Here is an 18294-nt window from a genome sequence, read left to right on the forward strand (position 1 = left end):
CGACCTAGGACACGCGCAGTCCAGGCGCGCGATTCAGCCGAACTGCAGGCAAGGGGCGCTCCTCATCGTTGGCCTGGCTCTTGCTATCACCGATACTGTTGCAATGGCGAAACGCCAACTCGTTCAAATGCTCAGGAGGTCCGTATGAATTTCCGTCCGCTTCACGACCGCGTCGTGGTCAGGCGCATCGACGCTGAAGAGAAGACCGCTGGCGGTATCATCATTCCCGACACAGCCAAGGAGAAGCCCTCGCAAGGCGAAGTCATCGCCGTCGGCCCCGGCGGCCGCGATGAGACCGGCAAGCTGATTCCGATCGACGTCCAGGTCGGCGATCGTGTCCTGTTCGGCAAGTGGTCGGGCACCGAGGTCAAGGTCGACAGCCAGGAGCTGTTGATCATGAAGGAAAGCGACATCATGGGCGTTCTCACCGATGTGTTTTCCAAGAAGAAGGCCGCCTGACCCGGCTACTCGCACACCTTACCCCGACGCGCGTCTGCCCGGCGCGCCGAAGGATGAGAGAATAAACCGAAGGAATTGTTTATGTCAGCCAAAGAAGTCAAATTCGGAGTAGACGCGCGCGACCGCATGCTGCGTGGTGTCGACATCCTCGCCAACGCGGTGCAGGTCACGCTCGGTCCGAAGGGCCGCAACGTGGTGCTTGACAAGTCGTTCGGCGCTCCCCGCATCACCAAGGACGGCGTCGCCGTCGCCAAGGAGGTCGAGCTGGAGGAGAAGTTCGAGAACATGGGCGCCCAGATGGTGCGCGAGGTCGCCTCCAAGGCTGCCGACGCGGCCGGCGACGGCACCACCACGGCGACCGTGCTTGCGGCCGCAATCGTGCGCGAAGGCGCCAAGTCGGTCGCCGCCGGCATGAACCCGATGGATCTGAAGCGCGGTATCGACCTCGCGGTCGAAGCCGTCGTTGCGGACCTCCAGAAGAACTCGAAGAAGGTCACCTCGAACGAGGAAATCGCCCAGGTCGGCACCATTTCGGCCAACGGCGATGCCGAGATCGGCAAGTTCCTCGCCGACGCCATGAAGAAGGTCGGCAACGAGGGCGTGATCACGGTCGAGGAAGCCAAGTCGCTCGAGACCGAGCTCGACGTCGTCGAGGGCATGCAGTTCGACCGCGGCTACATCTCGCCCTACTTCGTCACCAACGCCGACAAGATGCGCGTTGAGATGGACGACGCCTACATCCTGATCAACGAGAAGAAGCTCTCCTCGCTGAACGAGCTGCTGCCGCTGCTCGAGGCCGTGGTGCAGACCGGCAAGCCGCTGGTGATCGTCGCCGAAGACGTCGAAGGCGAAGCGCTCGCCACCCTCGTCGTCAACCGCCTGCGTGGCGGCCTGAAGGTCGCGGCCGTCAAGGCTCCGGGCTTCGGCGATCGCCGCAAGGCCATGCTGCAGGACATCGCGATCCTGACCGGCGGCCAGGCCATCTCGGAAGACCTCGGCATCAAGCTCGAGAACGTTACGCTGCAGATGCTCGGTCGCGCCAAGAAGGTGATGATCGACAAGGAGAACACCACGATCGTCAACGGCGCCGGCAAAAAGGCCGACATCGACGCCCGCGTTGCCCAGATCAAGGCGCAGATCGAGGAGACCACCTCGGACTATGACCGTGAGAAGCTGCAGGAGCGTCTCGCCAAGCTCGCGGGCGGCGTCGCGGTGATCCGCGTCGGCGGCGCGACTGAGGTCGAGGTGAAGGAGCGCAAGGATCGCGTTGACGACGCGATGCATGCGACCCGTGCGGCTGTCGAGGAAGGTATCCTGCCGGGCGGCGGCGTCGCCCTGCTCCGTGCCTCCGAGCAGCTCAAGGGCCTGCGTACCAAGAACGACGACCAGAAGACCGGCGTCGAGATCGTGCGCAAGGCGCTGTCCTGGCCGGCCCGCCAGATCGCGATCAACGCCGGCGAAGACGGCTCGATCGTGGTCGGCAAAGTCCTCGAGAACGAGCAATATTCTTTCGGCTTCGATGCCCAGACGGGCGAGTACAGCAATCTCGTCTCCAAGGGCATTATCGACCCGACCAAAGTCGTGCGCATCGCGGTCCAGAACGCGTCCTCCGTGGCAGCTCTGCTGATCACCACGGAAGCGATGGTCGCCGAACTGCCGAAGAAGGCCGCGGTGGGCCCCGCAATCCCTCCCGGCGCCGGCATGGGCGGTATGGATTTCTGACGCCGTCCATCAAAGGGTCGACACATGCGGAGCCCTGGCAGGAATGCCAGGGTTTTCAGCTTCGGGCGAACCATCTAGACACCATTTGAGCTGGAACGGCAGGTGGTGTCGAAAGCCGCATCGGTCATCCATGTCAGGAGCGGTTGGCCCGACCAAGCCGTCTGGTCTGACGCTCCGCACCTCGGCAGGGCAAAAACGGGAGCCCAGCTTGTGACGGAACCCTGGCTTGCGGGCCATTCGGCCTGACGAAGCTGCCACTGTTCATTCGAGTTTTTCGAAGAACCTCATCTGAGCAGACGCATATCCAATGCCAAGCTACGGCTTTCACCTTCCTACATTTACAATTCTGATGCGCAGTCCGAAGCGCCAGATACCGTTCCTGGCTTCGGTCTGACATCTCCTCGCCATCGGGCCGCGAAGTGTGTTCAAGAGGACGGACCCTTCAATTTCACAGCGCATCTTCCTGATATCGACATATCGATCCTGGAGCGACGTAACAGCAGGACATGTAATTGATGCTGTTGAGTGTTCGATCAGGCAGATCGCGGGACTCTGGCGAGGGAACAACTTGCACAAGAGGCTGCAAAGATACTCCACTGCTGCGAGCTGTTCGCTTGATCAAAGATCAAGCGGCGCGGCGAGTTGTCCGGGCTGTAAAAGCAACGGTCAAAGCCCATACAGCCAACCGAGCACTGAACGCAGCCGCAAGACTGCCAATCTGATGGATCGGTTTCACAAATGAAGAGACCCCAGCGGGGAATCCCCGCTGAGGCCAGATTGAGGTTGCCTAACCGCTGGTCGCCGAAATCAGCAGCCGTGCGTTGGGCTGAAAAAACACGAAATGAAAATTACCTGCCCATAGCAGCAAGATCTGAAAAAATTTGGGTTCCGAAAATAACAGGTGTGAATCCTCTCGAGAATTGCCACATCAATAACGGCGGTATTATAGTCCCAACCTTCCAATTTCGCTTATCGGCTCCGTTTCCAAGGGCAAGCACCAAAACTCCAGCCCCGCGCATTCAGTTCGTGAGTGGGACACGTCAATCCGCTATGGAAATGCGCGCAAGGTCGGCCGACTTGGAAGCAAAGCAGTGAGCCGCCCGGTCAGCGGTCTCGTGTTGTCCAGTGCACCCAACTCGTCCTTGCAACCCGAGCTGAGCCGAAGGCCCGGCGTCGGCGAGCCATCGCGCTCGCCGACCGCTGGCGACACTCGGTCAGCCACTTCTCGACCCGGCCAGCTCATTCTTGTTGAGTCCCAGACTGCTGATTGCTTGACGCGCCCGTGTTCTGATTTATTGAATTGTTTGGCTTGCCTTCTGGCGACGCATGACCTGAACCAGCCTCTGCTGTTCCTTCACTGCTGTAAAGCCGCCGTTCTGGAGGTCTTGTCGAATACGGCGGCTTCATCCCACGCCGACCTGGCGCACCGAGAGCCTCGACTCTCCATCAGGGCAGAGGTTCGCAAATGAAGCCTATGACCGCCTGCACCTAAGATGCGGATGAACTTTTCTTTTGTAGATCAAGCCACCTTGTCAGCTAGCGTTTTCAGCGCGTGGCTGAGAGGACGCGCAAGCTCTCCGAATACGCGGCTTGGCTGTAACATTTCGCCGATGGTAGCCGTGCGTCCGGATGTCCTCGCGGATTTGTTCGCTCACCGACCGTACGACGCGTTTCTTCCGCCAGTTCCTGTTGAAATGGAGCGGAATGGAATCGCCCCGAGGAACGACGAGAAGGTCGTTCCGATCGTTCACGTAGATATCGTACATGGATCCTCGCTCCCGACGAACATAGGCCGACGCTCAAGCGGTTTGGTGACTTTGACGACACAGTCGCGAGAAAGCCACATGAGCCGCTTTGCTCCTCGAGAGGGTCACGCTCAAGCCGCCGCCTCCACGGCAACGCGGCGCCGAGCGTGAACTTACCAAGTCGCCGGGGAGAATCCCGCACGCGGACATCGAAAGACGCCTCGGCGTCTTCCTCAAGTTCAATTTCCACGTCGGTCTTCAAATTGCTCAGCATGGTGCGGCAATAACCTGCAACGTAGTGAGCGAGAGGAAGGCCTCGGGGTCTACAAGCAGCTTGCCGACCAACCTTTTGACGTCCGCTGTAAAACGGCCCCAGCACCTCTGGGGGCCAAGGGCCGGTACTGGGGCCGCCATCTTGCCTGACTCAGGGATAAGAGACGGGCGGCTTGAAAATAAAGAGCGGGCCAAACTGGGCAATTAGCAAATGTAAATCTCGGCGACGTTTTCCAACGAGAAGCGATCGTAGCAGACTTTGCACCCCCGCCTGAACTGGATGCGCGCCAATATTCTTTCCACCAAAGCGGCGGTTGACTCGCTTCTGAATGTTAGGCCCCCCTCTGTCGCGAGGTCGGCGCATCGTCTCGGTTCGAAATCGCTCCGACATCGATCGGGCCGGACTTCGTAAGGCTCGATGTGGGGAATCGCCGGTGCCAGTCGGCGCGACGGTCCGGGTCGCCGTGTGGCAGACCGTCAATCTGATCAAGACTCTTCCGCTTCGCAGAACTCTGCTGAGAGACCGGTGCCACGAGCCTGCTGCACGTCGTTCGCTCATCGAGGAAGCGGACAACGTCAGGCGCCACGTTCTAATGCGGAGTAAAGGGGCCCTCAGAACCGGTGGTGCGCTCTGACCGGCAATTCCGCGGGCGTCCTGTTGCCTAGCGTCCCCCGCACAAATTCTGGGAGCTCTGGCGAGCGAGCTATACCAATGTGTATTCGGGCCAGCCGCAGGGATAATTGGCATAAAGCGCAGGGGCCCTCATTCTGGCGGTATGGCTATGTCCTCTCAAGTTTGCGCCGTTTTCGAGGAGGCGCCGGAACGCTCAGCCGGAGTTCGTGCTTCCAGCCTATACTCCAGTCTGATCGATGACCTCAGTCAGTTAAATTTCGCAGACGCGGATGACCGTCGAGCATTCCCTCCGACCCTACATAGCATGCTGGCAAGGCATGGACTGTTCGGGCTCACCATACCGGCCGATCGCGGCGGATTGGCTCTTTCCTTGCAAAAGGCCATCGAGCTCATCTCTGCCACTGCATCTTTCGATGTCTCCGCTGCCTCTACCCTCGTCATCCATAACTTCCTGGCCTTGCCCTGCATCGAAGCGGCACCGCATCTCCCCAACCAAGAGCAGGTCATACGGGGTGCAACACGCGGCGATCTTTGCGCTTTCGCTTTGACGGAGCCTGGAGCAGGTTCTGCCCCGAGGCACATAGAAGCTTCGGCTTTCATGCATGAAGATAAGGTTCGCATCTGCGGCCGTAAAATTTGGATTGGCCTCGCTGACTGGGCCCGGTGGATCGTTTGTTTTGCGCGAGCTTCCGGTCATGATGCCAAAGGTCGCCTCGTTGGTGTACTGGTTGATAGGCAGGCTCCCGGCCTTAAAGTCACGCACGAGCATCGCACCCTCGGTTTGCGTGGAATTATACAGAATACTCTCGAGTTCCAGGATGTCGAGGTGCCACGTGCTTACGTGCTTTCTCGCGACCAAGACGGTTGGGGCGCAGCGGCATCCAGTATGAACCGCGGCCGAATAGGTGTGGCTGCGATGGGCCTTGGCGCCCTTGAGCGCGCGATCCAGGTCGCGGCTTCATATGCAAATCATCGTCGCCTAGGTAAGCTGCGCATGATTGAGAACAGCTATATAGAGCAGCTGTTTGGGCAGATGGTACTTCGCCGCGAAGTCGTGAAGGCGATGCTTACGGCATCCTGCCGACTCGTCTCTGGGCAGGGCTCTCCCAATATCCACCTTGCATCGGCAACGAAGGTACTGTCGTCCGAATGGTGCGGCCTTGTCACCGATCAATGCGTCCAACTGTTGGGTGGCCGAGGGTACGACGAGGGGACGCCCTTAGCTAAAATCTATCGTGACGCTCGTATTCTCCGCATCTTCGAAGGTCCAACGGAGACGCTTTTATCCCATCTTGGCCGCTGTCTTCTTTCCAGAGCCACACGCGACGAAATAGCCGATCTTTTTGTCTCTCTGGGTGCGGCGTCAGTCCATGCGGACGTCGTTGAGGAGCTCCGCGGCCTCAATGAGACAGATGGCGCTGTGCTAATCCATGCAGGTTGGCTCACCACATTGGGATTAGCACAAGCTGTCATGACCGCTGGCACTTTCACTGCCTCGGACTGTGCCACAGCGGCGGCTGACCTGGTCAGCACCGAACTAGCTGCTGTGCGTTCTCGCGCGCCGACACGCCTAAGTATCGAACGCCGCACTCGTGCCAGCCAGACGCTGGCCAATTTTCTTCAAGACGCGGCCTGCTCCATCCGTTCCCCTGTTCTCACAGACGATTACCTTAAATTGGTACAATATGTCTAACGTCCAGCCACGAGGTGGAGCGAAGGCGATCTGCCACACAGGCATTGCGGATGCGCCGAGTCTCACCTCGACCATGACCTGACCTTGTCAGCGACAACAAGCCGCCGACCACGCAAAGCTGCCAGTTCATGATGGCGCATCGCGTCAGCCTTGAGCACGCTCCATTGCCGCCCCCCCGGAGGAAGGATCCACGATCGCGCGGCGCGGGACTTTGCGTTGAAAACGATCGGGTGGCCCCTGCAGCATTTCGCTCTGGACCGTTGCTTGCTCTCGGTGTCCGCATTTGAGACGACATTGAACGCATACTCTTGCTAAGGCTCGTATCCGCGTAACAATCCCTACTTCACTGAATCGATGCTCAAAACCGACTTGCATTTCATCTTTTCTGCTGATGCCTACGACGAAGCAAGCGTCGTCCCCCTCTCCCCCTCAGCATGTCTCGTAAGACGAACGCGAATGACCTTCACACCCGCTCGTTACTGAAATGAAGGAAGTTACAGACGTCAAAGTACTTTGCCTCATTCAAGCGGAATCCAAATGCCGATATTCGGCTCGTCAGAACACATGGATCGAAAGCAAACGCCTGGAAGCCGTTCGAGCAATCTAATCGGACGTAGTCATCTGTCCGCACGACAGCCTGAACGTTTATCCCGCAAAGATCATAATATTCTAGCCGCGCCGCGGTCGCTGTCTCGCTGATTGAAAAGAGCGACAACGCGAGATCAAAGGGCGTCTGGCACATTAGCGTGAGAAATTCCATTGGACGATCCATGGTGCCAAGAAAATTGAACGGCAGAATGCAAAGCACTCTTCCGTCGTATCGTCGCATGATCTCACCGACCAGACGCGTCCTTTTAAAGAATTTGTTGGCCTCACAGCGGACAACAGCCCCGTTGTCCTCCTTCAATCTTCGTGCACGAGGTGGATTGATATCGATACCAAGGTAATGACTGTCATCGTTCTTGATACCGATAAGGCGGTAGCAACTGCAACCTACCTCAATAATTAGCCGGTACGTGGTCGAACGCAGGAGCTCAAGACAGAAGGCTCTCTCACGTTCATGGAACTGACGCACCCGAGCCGTGAAGTAGCCCGGACGCATGAGACGTATGCCTTCGTCGCCCAGATAGATCGCTCGATTCACTTGGCGAGATCGGAATGCAGAGGAGTTCACTGGCGCCTCATCTGATTCCGCTTGCCCGAAACATAAAGTCTACGACATCGGCGTCCGATCGCTGTAGTCAGTTCATCGCTCAGCATGTTCGCGGCCAAAGCCACATCTGCGACCGTCTGCTCGGGGCAGATCAGGTCGACCATTGTACCCGGCGCAGTCGAACTCTCGGGCAGATCCGTCACATCGATGCTGATGAGATCCATCGAAACGAAGCCGACGATTGGCGCGCGAGCACCATATATGAAGACATGACCTCGATTGCCGAGGCTGCGGGGGAACCCATCTGCATAACCAATAGAGGCGGTCGCGACACGCATCCGTCTCTTCACTGGGTATGACCTGTGGTATCCGATCGCTTCCCCGACCTTTACCCTGCGACATTGAATGATTCGCGTTCGCAGGCGGACGACTTGCGATGGCCTGAAGTCGGGATCACCGGATATGGAAAGGCCGAGAATTCCTCCACCCGACCGTATGAGGTCGAAATGAAATTCACATCCGGCAAATAGTCCCGCGGAGTTCGATAGCGAAAGGATGGCTTTGGGAAACAGATAGGTGAGTTTACGGAACTGATGCAATTGTTGCCGACTGATTTCGTCGCGCCACTCCGCGCAGGCGAGTTGGCTCATGAACAGGACGACAGGCAGATCCGACAGCACCCTTTCATTCTCGGCGGCTTTTTGCAGCTCATCTATGGGAAACCCCAGTCGAGATAACCCCGTGTCGACGTGGATACCTGCGGGCAACAGCCGGTTGCGAAGGCGGCAATGCCGAAGCCATGCATCCAGCTGTTCCCTGCTGTTCAGGATCGGCAGCAAATCATGGTGCTCAATAGCCGCCTCCAAACCGGGCATAGCCCCGTGAAGTAGGTAGATCTTCGCAGATGGTGGCAGTACCTTGCGCAAGGCCGCGCCTTCTTCCACATCGGCCACGAAGAAATGCCCGCAGCCAAGCCGCGCAAGAAAGGGCGCTATGCGCAGCGCGCCAAGGCCGTAGGCGTCTGCCTTGAGAACTGCGCCGCAAGCGCTTTGGGGCGCCAGCATCCGAAACTTCCGGTAGTTAGATTCTATCGCGCCGAGATCAACAACCATGGTCGATCTCGATGTGTTGGCATAACCGGCATCTGACGGATTATCAGAGAGATTGGAATTGAGACCAATCACATCCGGCATATGCCACCCTCATGTCGCCGTACTGGCGTGTTTATCCGCACAATATAGGGATCGTACCGCCTCTTGCGCACATGCTGGCCCAAAGCGAAACCCATTACCCGAACCACCGCCGATCACATGCAAACCTGCGATATCTTTCGCAGGACGGGAAAACGGGACACCATCCGCCGAATAGCAGTCGCAGAACACACGTGCTGACGCCACCGCTGGCACCTCTGAGGAGAACCACTTGGCCAGAATTGCGTTGGCACGCGCGAGATCATCCGAACTGAGCCGCAGTTCATCGGTGACCGGCTTTACATCCCATTCCTGCGAGGTAAAGCTGAACAGCCAGTATCCTTGCTCGATCATGGGAATGAGGAACGCGTAGTCATCGAACAGCCCGATCATTGGACAGTTCGGCGTGGGCCGTGCGGCCAAATGGAGCGCGACGACCTTCTTAACTCGCAACCCCGGTTCGTCCGTTAGGTGCTGACGCAACGGTGACTCCGGTAACCATGGCCCGATTGCGAGAATGGCCCGCTTCGCCGCGAGTTCGCTGTTATCAGCGATCTGGAGAAGAATATTGCGCGGCCCCTTCCGTATTCTTGTAATCGATGTACGCTCGCTTATTGAAACCCCTTCGGTCTTGAGCCTTTGAGTCAGATCCTGAACAATGGAATCGACTTGACAATACGAACCACGATCTAACACGACGGCCACATCGCCGGGGACCGAGAACTGCGGCAGCGATAATAGCCTCTCGACAAGAGCGAAGGATGTTGATGGGGTCAGGTGGCCCACGCTGCTCTGTCGCGCGAGTTCGCCGGGATTGCGCGTCAACCAAAACACATCACAGTCTCGTCCCTTGGGCCATTGTCCGTCGGGATAGATCCCGCGCCAGAATTTCGAACCACAGTCGATGAGGCTCCTTTCCTTCTGGTTACGACAGATGTTGATCTGGATCCCAGGCGCAAACCGGCTCGTACCAGATCCAACGATATCTCGTTCGGCGATGACTATTCTTTTTTCCGGGCGATCGCTCGCTGCGATGAAGGCAGCACTGAGGCCCATAACGCCAGCCCCGATGACTGCGAGGTCATAGATATTGTCAGTCATTAAGCTTGTTTCCAGGATATGGAGAAGGCGCTCAGAACTTCGCTGCCACTATTCCGCAATTGATGGCTCTGATTTGGTCGCAGAAACACCAGATCGCCGGCCTTCACGGCCAACTCACCATCGTCGGTCACTACGTGACCGCGCCCGCTCGTGATTCGCCAGATCTCGGTGGAAGGATGAGAATGAGGCTTCGACACCGCAAGTGGATCGAGGTGGAATTCGATGAATTCGACCGGAACGGTGATCTCCGGATCATCTATCCCTTTGACGTCCTGTACCAGTACGCCGGGGCTATAGACCGTTACGTCCCCCAAAGTCATCAGCTGAGCATTCTTCATGGTGTATCTCCGATCATGCAGCTGGATCGCGGCATGCTACCCATTGTGATCCTCAACGGGCGCTCTCGGGCACCGCACCATTCCACTTGAGAGCCCCTGTTGCAGGTCCGCAATCGTAAGCCACCCGACCAATGATCGAGTTGAGCACCGTTGAGGCCCGCCAAGGAACCAAACTCAGATTTGTGTCGGCGATGCCATGTTGAAATCGTGCGCCATTCTGGACGTATAAGCGGCAGCTTTCGGGGCCATCAAACCGGGCCCTGAACTCCTTGCCGACCACGATCTCCCGAGAGCCACCAGGCGCACTCACAATCGAAAGCCGGTTTGCGACCGGCTCCAGAAAGGGAGGGATCTCGGTACGATAGCCCGTGGCCAGCACAATAATGTCAGCGACATGTTCTGCGCGAACGCCGGTGGCCTGCTGACGCACCCCCAGGCGAAATGGAGATATGGCACGCAGCTCCTCAGCCATTGTGTCGACGCGTATTTCGACCCGATCGGGATACGAACCTCGACAAACTTCGCGATCGTAAAGTGCGTTGTAGATCGCGCGCAGTGTCGATGGGTTGACGCCATCGCTCGCCAAAGCTTGCTGTTCAAGGGTTTGCCTTCTGGCGGCTTCGCTTTGCTCAAGGAACCATCCCCCATACTGTGGAAAGAACCACTCATTGACGAAGGGACTATCTTCCAGGGCAAATATGCTTGCGCGGCGCGTGACCCAGACCAGAGCTTCCAGCGCGCCGCATGCACCAGTTAGCAGATGAAGAAATATTTCTGCTCCGCTTTGGCCACCACCTACCACAACAACACGCTTGCTGGAGAACTCGCGGCGCCGCAGGAGGAAGGTACTCGCGTGAAACACCTGATTCTCCGGTGCATTTCTGCTCCAGTCAGGAACAGAGGGCACCCGGCCTACGCCGACCACTGTCGTACGGGTCTGATAATTGCGGCGATTGGTAGCGATACTGAACGCCTCGCCGCGCAGTTCGACTGAAATAACCTGTTCGCCGAATTGAACGTTCGCTAACTTTTCTGCTGCCCATTTCAAATAATCTTCAAATTCATCCCGGCCAACCGAAGCGATTCCTCGAACAATGGCTTGATAAAGTCGTCTTTTCTCGTGCAGATAGGCGAGAAAACTATATCTACTGGTCGGATCTGCCGGTGTTACCAGGTCCTTTAAGGGGCTGGTTTGCATGAAAGCCCCATCTAGAAGCAAACCTGGATGCCAATTTAGCGTCTCCGATCTTTCCAGGATGTGTAAGGAAATTTCCGGGATCGGGGCCGCGAGCGCTGCCAGGCTCAGATTCGCCGGGCCTGCGCCGATTGCCGTTACCTGATGGCCGCCGCTCTGCTTTGACATCACGCTATCCGCAAGATGAGCCACTTAACGCTCCCGGCTGGTCGAAAACACTTGAATTGCGAGAACGATTCCATTGCCACCGACAAGCATCATCATGCTCTTCAGCAAATCATCGAAGCTGTGGGCGCTCACGATCTGCCCGGCGATATATGGAAATCCGAATAGGCCAACGAAGTAGGAAAGCGTGAAGACCTGAGACGCAACCGCCAATGATGTCCCGTCTGTACCTGCAATGAGCACAACCATACCGTTCAGAGTCGAATAGCTAAGTCCGTATCCAAGGGCGAACATCGCTGTACCGAGGATGTAGATGTCCGCACTCCTTGCATTCATCAAAAGCAAGAATAGTCCCGCCATAGTGCACACGATGAGAAACGCAGCGACCCACTCAAGCCGGACCTTTCCGATGACCGGCGCCACCGCGAAGCGCAAGAAAACGGCTGTCAACGTGAAGACTAGAAAGAATGTATCGGCGGATTGCCCCCGCGATGAAGCGTAAAGCGTCTGGAACGTGGACAGACCGGAAAACACGCATGCGCCGATTCCGATCATAACGATCGGATAACGAGTGTTCGACTTGAAAGCCTCCCGCACGCCCTCAACCGTGAGTCGAACAGCCGCCATTTTGATCTGAGGAGCCTGCGCCAGTGCCCTGCCGGCCAATTCCAGCAGCATCGCGCCAACGAGACATGCAGCCGCGAATAGAGAGTACGCTGCGATATAGGATCCGAAAATCTCCACGACGGTGCGCGCCAGGGGAACAGCAAGTCCGATCCCCAGCATCTGGGATCCGGAAAGCAAGGTGAGATACTTGACACGAGCAGCAGGCCGTACGCGTTCCAGGATTTGAAGCGGCGCCAGCATATAGAAGATTGACCATCCAATGCCGAGCGAGAGCCCACCGAAATAAGCGAGGAACATAAAAATTGGAGCCGCTGCAAAACAGATCATTGCAATTGCCATCACCACGGCAGCAAGGACGATCGTTCGCATCACCCCACATAGATCGGCGATCCGGCCAGCCACAAGCGAACATAGTATTGTCGCGACCGTACCGGTCGAAATAACTGTTCCTGCTATGGATGCGCTCTGTGGTGCCGAGCGCAGAGCATCCACGAGAAAGAAGCTCGCCCCATAGGACGCGGCCACATTGATGCTACCAAGCATGAATGGAATCGAGACCTCGAGCGGCACTTCATCGGGCAATTTCTCGGCGGCGACGATGTTCCCTGCGGCTCTCATTGTGCAACTTTTCCCGGAAGGCACCGATCAATGTCTGCGGCCGTCAAGCTAGGCCCATCGATTCTTGGTGCGCTTCCGCTTCGTTCGGACGAGGGTCGCGTAGCGCAGGCTGCGATGGGATGTCCTTGATGGCCGAGCCAGTGCCACAGAGCTTCTGTTATCCTGGGCATCAGCGGCCAACCCAGTATACTGAAGCCCATCAGCCATGAGTAAGCGATTTGATGGTTCGGATTGGAATCAAGACAATCGAGCCATTCGGTCACCGATCTGGACGCGTGCGACACGCGCAGATGATCTAGCGAGAGAGCTGAGCTCTGTTGGTTGTACAGCCGGTTCAGCGCGATCATCATCGCATCATCTACGTGACACGCGGCAGAAGCCGGCATCGCGTTGATGATGTCCGTACAACGATTGATGACCACAGCGCTCTTGTCGAGAATCGCATTATAGCGATCAATCAATTGATTCGGGATCAGATCGGTCTCCGCTTCTTCGGGGCAGATTTCCGACAGACACACTCTGAGAATATCGATACATATATCCGGCACTTGAGCGATTTCACCTGCCCAAATCACGTGGCCGCGACTGGTAGAGAACTTCGATCCGTTCAACCGAAGGAAATGATTAAAGAAAATTCGGTCAAATTGGCGAAATGACTCCTGACCCAATGCACATCCGGTAACGCCCACGAGCATCGGGATCGTATTGTCGATGCCGGTCGCGCCGATCAAGAAAGTATCGGAATTGCGCGCAAAGGCACTTGGCGTTCCGGATGCCTCCGCATCTTTATGCCCACAATAGAGGGAATGAGCGTAGAGCAACGAGGAGTAGCTAAACAGGATCTGACGTGTGTTGAACTGCTGCGAATTCCAGGCCAATCCATGCAGGCCAGGAACGGTCAACCGCATTCGCTGCCCTTTGCGTGCGATATAGCGCCTCCCTATCTCCACAAAGCCAGGTTCGATAGCCGCATCGTCCCACGCCCGAACGAGTTGGTCGTTTCGTGTGATTGAGAGAAAGGCAGAGATGTTATCTGTCCATTCTAGGATCCGTCCTCGCCTCGACACCGGATTTCGCACTTCATCTGGCTCGAAATGATCTCCACACTGTTCGCAGAAGAAGCTCCCTGCAGATGCTTCGCATACGGGGCAGGTTGCGCCAAACCAGCCTCCAATGCAGAAACGCTCTTCCGTTGGCGTCAGAGCAGAGCCCGCATCGTCGACGGGTAGCCGCGCTGCGCGAAACTCCAGCGATCCTGCTGCAGATAACGCATCCATGAGCGCGTTGCTGACATTGGAAAACCGCCGAAGATTTTTGCCATGGGCTGGATCATCGAAATGATCGAAAACGATCCCTAGTGAGGCGAGATCATGAGCAATCCCGACATGGAAGCCATGAGCCAAGTCCGACGGGTCGATGTTCTCGCGCGCTGCTCGGACTAGAACATGGTTCTCGAAACCATCGGTCGTCAGACCGGAGCGAACATGATGCCCTGCCCTCTTCAGGTGCCTTTGTACGACGTCCATTCTGAGAAATGGCCCGGCAGCATGGCCAAGATGTGCTCTGCCATTAGCCGTCAAGTTGACGGGCGAGATATATACGTCGGCGGGATTCGTGTTCGCTACGTTTAGCGGCGTGATGATTGGGCTTCTTCTCATATCTGCACAAATGACATCCAGCAACAGATCCTGAAAACACCCGAATAGACATCCAGACAACTCGCCACGACAACGGGAATACGCGCGCGGCTTGACAGGTTATGGATCCCATCGGGTTGCGGATTTCGAGCCAGGATGTTCAAAGCGTGTCACATACTCTTTGAGTACCTCTAAACCCTCTCCTAGCTGGACGCTTCACGTATCGGTTCACCTCAGCTCGCAACCTGCACCAACCTCTCCACCTCTGCTTAGTCAATCGAACTGATCGCCCCTGGAGCGATCGAGATGTCGCCGTGAAGAAGCAAGCGGCGGGCCAATTCACAATCGTTGATTTTGCCGGTGCCGCGGCCTGCATTTATGTCGACTACCGACATCTGGTCACGAACCTGACAGGCGGGCTCGGCGCGGGCCGGCAGGAGTCCGCCACAGGATCTTTTCCCTTCACTCCCTCATGAGCAACGGCGACTCGTGGGGTAACCGGCCCCGGCCAGGGCGACTGCGAGCTCACGATCTACACCGGGCAACCATTCCGGCCATTGCAAGGTTTCAGATGATGCCGCCCAAGCGGACGACCGCGCAGCGATCAAATAGGCCCGCGCGAAAGGGATGCATGCGCTCTCATTGGACGAGATCCGATAGCTTGCTGCGAAACACGGACCTTACCGACCACCCGATTGCGCTACGGAGCAGGTCGTTTCCGCGCGTCGCTGAGAACTGGCCGGCGAACATGCCGACCTCCGCAGGTCGACAAGGCCATTGAACCAACACCAGGAGCTTAACCCTGCTTTTAGAAGGTTGAGACGGCTTCAATCTTGCGCCTCAAGGAGTCGAGTGGTCGCCCCAACTCAACCGAGACCATTCAACAGACACCGTTATTACGCCTTCCCGCGGCGCACAATCCTGGCGTACGGCGACTCAGCCCCCTTAAGTTTGAGGCAGGCGTCCTCTGTCGCGCGTGAGCTGTCGGTCTCTTCCAAGCAAGCAAGGCATTCTCGCGAACGTACAGCACCTCATGCGCAACCATCGTGACTCTCGGCGCCAAGCTGCGATACCTTCAGAGCACTGCCGGGGCGTGGGCAGCAAATTCGATCTTCGATGGCTTCGGAGTTGGCACCTCAAACCAATGCGGTTTCCGATCTCGATCGTTGCCGTCAGGCAAAACAATTCGCGCGAGGACGTCGGACCGACCTCCGGAGCCCAGATATGTTGCTCACGTCATTCTTTGCGTGACGACCGTGGATATTCGAAGCCTGTTCGGGGGGGTCCTATATCGGTCGACGAGGCTTTTGAACAACTCGCCCATCTGGTCTGACCGAACGGTAAATTCTCCATAATTTGGATCAAACAGGGTCGTCATTCCATTCGATGTCGAGGTCGCAATTGTATGCGCGCCACGCGGCTCAAAACGCAGGCTGATCAGATGGACCGATGGATAGTGGGTAACTTCATTCACTATCCGGGCAATTTCGGAGGACGTTCCAAACTCATATTGAGTCTGATTGTTCGCAGGCTCTAATCCCGCCTCACGCAACATTGCGGTTTTTGCCTGAAGGTTGGTAGACTCCACCGCCCTGTCACTTCGCAACAAGGCCTTGAGATCTTCATACCGTTGCTGCCGCACTGCCGCCGAGGCATGGTTTTCAGCGCCCGGTGCCAGCGCGCTCATTCGAGACGATGGACTACCGGCGAGATTGAGGAGCCACTCAGCTGCCAAGCCCACGCAGATGCCATCGACATTGGCGCCAGATAATTCTGCAGTTCTGTATCGGAACAAAGGCTGGCTCGGCTCCGCCCGAGAGGCTGAACTTGAACCGGAAGACAGAGAAGAGGTGGTGAGGTCCAAAGAGACCGAGGTGTGAATGTTCGCATCCGAGGTATGAGGCCTGCTGCAGCAGAGCCCCATTTTATCCGACAGCTCTTCGGGAGGCAGGCCGTCTTCCTGCGCGAGATCCGTAAGCACTTGCTCGAAGTTGCTGTTGTCCGCCGACTGACTCAGTTCATCAGCTTGATCGGCGCGCGTGGCTTGGCCAATTACCGGATTGAACATGGCGCTCCCGTGCCTCCAGCGTATGCTTGCCAGGACCGAGTGGGGCTGGCTGGGCGAGCTCTACCTGCGAATCGTATTGCGGCAAGCTGACGACGAGCTGACGAGCAAGAACAGGTCGAGAAGCCGCCGCATGGCGTCTCTTGGATGGCCACCTTTTCCGCTTACCCAATCCCGGCCGAAATGCCGGCGCCCTGGTCGACGACTTCAAGGATATGGAGTGGTCGGGCACAATCGTCGGAGGATGCAATTTTATCCCGAGCTCGAGTTTGGCGCGGCTCTCCACGCAGATTTGACGCGGAGATGGCCCGATTCTGACGCTGTCGTTCCGTCAATTCGCCAGCACGGGATTCGTCGGGCCGGTGCGTTGTCATCACCTCCTGCTTCGCTGGGCTGGCAAGCCCGCGATGTCAGGCAAACGGAAGAGCCGCCCCCTTCCGTTGCGGTGTGGGCTGACAACAGCGCCGAACCACTGCTTTTGATCGGCCACGCAGACAACTTAGGCTACCTCATAATGCGGTCGCGCTCATGCGGGCAAACCACATTGCCGCCTCCGATGGGCCGAGCCCAACGACGCCTACAAAGCAAGGTGGCGGCATTGGGATGTCCCGATGAGTTGGCCTCCACAGATGCAGGCAATACCGACTGTTATTTACATATTGCGAATGTGGGGGATGCAGCTGCATCACGCATTCCTCTTCATCCCAGAACAGGTCTTTGACGAAGCACATCTCTTCCCAATTCGGACAACGTCGCGGCGTTGAGACAGCGACATGCTCCCAGCCAGGACGAATTAATCCGCTGATCCTCAGTTCACAGCCGCAAGGTCCCTGTACAACGAACATGCCGCAAGGACCTGATCCTGGAAGGCTGGCAAACTGGCCATATTGTACGCGACCGGCCTCCAGCCTCTCTATTACTTGCGTCCGCACGTTTCCTCCTTTGCTTCGTGGACCGCCTTGAAGTCGATGTAGATGACGTTGTTGTTTTGCAACTCACAACTTGGCGCATGTTCCGTCCTCTTTGGGACGGCGCTCCGATACCATTCTTCAGCGAACCACCTGCTGAGAAAGCCGCAGATGTCCATTACTTGTTCTCCTGTCTTTTTGGACGCTGACGCCCTGCCCAGGCGCTTGCCAGTCCTTGCGGGGCCTTTGTTGCCCGAATGCAAACCGTGCAAGATCCACTCGATAATGACCCGGCGCATAGGTTGAGCATTGCTACCCTGGGAAGCTCGGCGGCTATGGGAGCCGACATCTCGATCACCGCACGAGGCCCATGCAGAGCGCCTTGCTCATTGACTGCAGCGTACACCGCTGAACAACGTGCGCATCAGCATACGATGTGGCCTTGAGCTCTCGCGGTTAGCGCACAATGTTTCGTTGCGTGCGCCGCGTTGATGTTACGCGGAGATGCGCTTGATCCTACGGAGGCGTCCAGGGCCGCCACGTCATCGCCGGCGGATCGACCACCATGCTTGGTATGCACTCCGAAATGGCCTGACATCTACATTCCATCATCGCTCGCAATACCACAGCACAATTCGCCTATTCTCGCTCAATGCTTCGCAAGGGCGATTGCTGCCTCACCAACTGTCCTGCGATCATTCGCCGCTTTCTGCTCGCCGACTCTGAAACAGGGCCAATGCGTCATCTATGTGACCATGATTGATTCGTCCG

General features: G+C 57.2%; 12 protein-coding genes. 4 read left to right on the forward strand and 8 right to left on the reverse strand.

What is annotated here, in order from left to right; all coding sequences use genetic code 11:
• The first annotated feature begins 144 nt into the window (after positions 1–144).
• The 3 genes from J2R80_RS40105 (at position 145) to J2R80_RS40115 (ending at position 6526) form a co-directional block, all read left to right on the forward strand.
• Positions 145–459 carry a co-chaperone GroES gene (locus tag J2R80_RS40105; protein ID WP_253640574.1) on the forward strand — a complete coding sequence of 105 codons (315 nt, stop codon included), beginning with the start codon at positions 145–147 and terminating at the stop codon, positions 457–459.
• Between the two features lie 81 nt (positions 460–540).
• Positions 541–2181 carry a chaperonin GroEL gene (groL, locus tag J2R80_RS40110; RefSeq protein WP_253640575.1) on the forward strand — a complete coding sequence of 547 codons (1641 nt, stop codon included), beginning with the start codon at positions 541–543 and terminating at the stop codon, positions 2179–2181.
• A gap of 2800 nt (positions 2182–4981) precedes the next feature.
• Positions 4982–6526: an acyl-CoA dehydrogenase family protein gene (locus J2R80_RS40115; RefSeq protein ID WP_256527898.1), complete on the forward strand. Its 1545-nt coding sequence runs from the start codon at positions 4982–4984 to the stop codon at positions 6524–6526.
• 463 nt (positions 6527–6989) lie between these two features.
• Here the strand turns inward: J2R80_RS40115 and J2R80_RS40120 are convergent, their stop codons facing one another.
• The 7 genes from J2R80_RS40120 to J2R80_RS40150 are packed head-to-tail and all read right to left on the reverse strand — an operon-like array spanning position 6990 to position 14595.
• Positions 6990–7670 carry a hypothetical protein gene (locus tag J2R80_RS40120; RefSeq protein ID WP_253640577.1) on the reverse strand — a complete coding sequence of 227 codons (681 nt, stop codon included), beginning with the start codon at positions 7668–7670 and terminating at the stop codon, positions 6990–6992.
• 26 nt (positions 7671–7696) lie between these two features.
• On the reverse strand, positions 7697–8872 hold the full coding sequence (gene alr / locus J2R80_RS40125) for an alanine racemase (RefSeq protein WP_253640578.1): 1176 nt from the start codon (positions 8870–8872) through the stop codon (positions 7697–7699).
• A 9-nt stretch (positions 8873–8881) separates the two neighbouring features.
• Positions 8882–9970, reverse strand: a complete 1089-nt coding sequence (locus J2R80_RS40130; protein ID WP_253640579.1) for an FAD-binding oxidoreductase — start codon at positions 9968–9970, stop codon at positions 8882–8884.
• Positions 9970–10308, reverse strand: coding sequence for a cupin domain-containing protein (locus J2R80_RS40135; protein ID WP_253640580.1), 339 nt, complete (start codon positions 10306–10308; stop codon positions 9970–9972). Before J2R80_RS40135 ends, J2R80_RS40130 begins: the two co-directional genes overlap by 1 nt.
• 52 nt (positions 10309–10360) lie before the next feature.
• Positions 10361–11671, reverse strand: coding sequence for a lysine N(6)-hydroxylase/L-ornithine N(5)-oxygenase family protein (locus tag J2R80_RS40140; RefSeq protein ID WP_253640581.1), 1311 nt, complete (start codon positions 11669–11671; stop codon positions 10361–10363).
• Between the two features lie 24 nt (positions 11672–11695).
• Positions 11696–12913, reverse strand: coding sequence for an MFS transporter (locus tag J2R80_RS40145; RefSeq protein WP_253640582.1), 1218 nt, complete (start codon positions 12911–12913; stop codon positions 11696–11698).
• Positions 12910–14595 (reverse strand): class I tRNA ligase family protein, encoded by a 1686-nt coding sequence (locus tag J2R80_RS40150; RefSeq protein WP_253640583.1) that lies wholly within the window; start codon positions 14593–14595, stop codon positions 12910–12912. Before J2R80_RS40150 ends, J2R80_RS40145 begins: the two co-directional genes overlap by 4 nt.
• A gap of 269 nt (positions 14596–14864) precedes the next feature.
• Between J2R80_RS40150 and J2R80_RS40155 the strand changes: the two genes are divergently transcribed.
• Positions 14865–15026 carry a hypothetical protein gene (locus tag J2R80_RS40155; RefSeq protein WP_253640584.1) on the forward strand — a complete coding sequence of 54 codons (162 nt, stop codon included), beginning with the start codon at positions 14865–14867 and terminating at the stop codon, positions 15024–15026.
• 755 nt (positions 15027–15781) lie between these two features.
• Here the strand turns inward: J2R80_RS40155 and J2R80_RS40160 are convergent.
• On the reverse strand, positions 15782–16618 hold the full coding sequence (locus J2R80_RS40160; protein ID WP_253640585.1) for a YopT-type cysteine protease domain-containing protein: 837 nt from the start codon (positions 16616–16618) through the stop codon (positions 15782–15784).
• Positions 16619–18294: the final 1676 nt, after the last annotated feature.

Origin of the sequence: Bradyrhizobium sp. USDA 4541 (genome assembly GCF_024171085.1) — a bacterium.
Lineage (GTDB): Bacteria > Pseudomonadota > Alphaproteobacteria > Rhizobiales > Xanthobacteraceae > Bradyrhizobium > Bradyrhizobium australafricanum.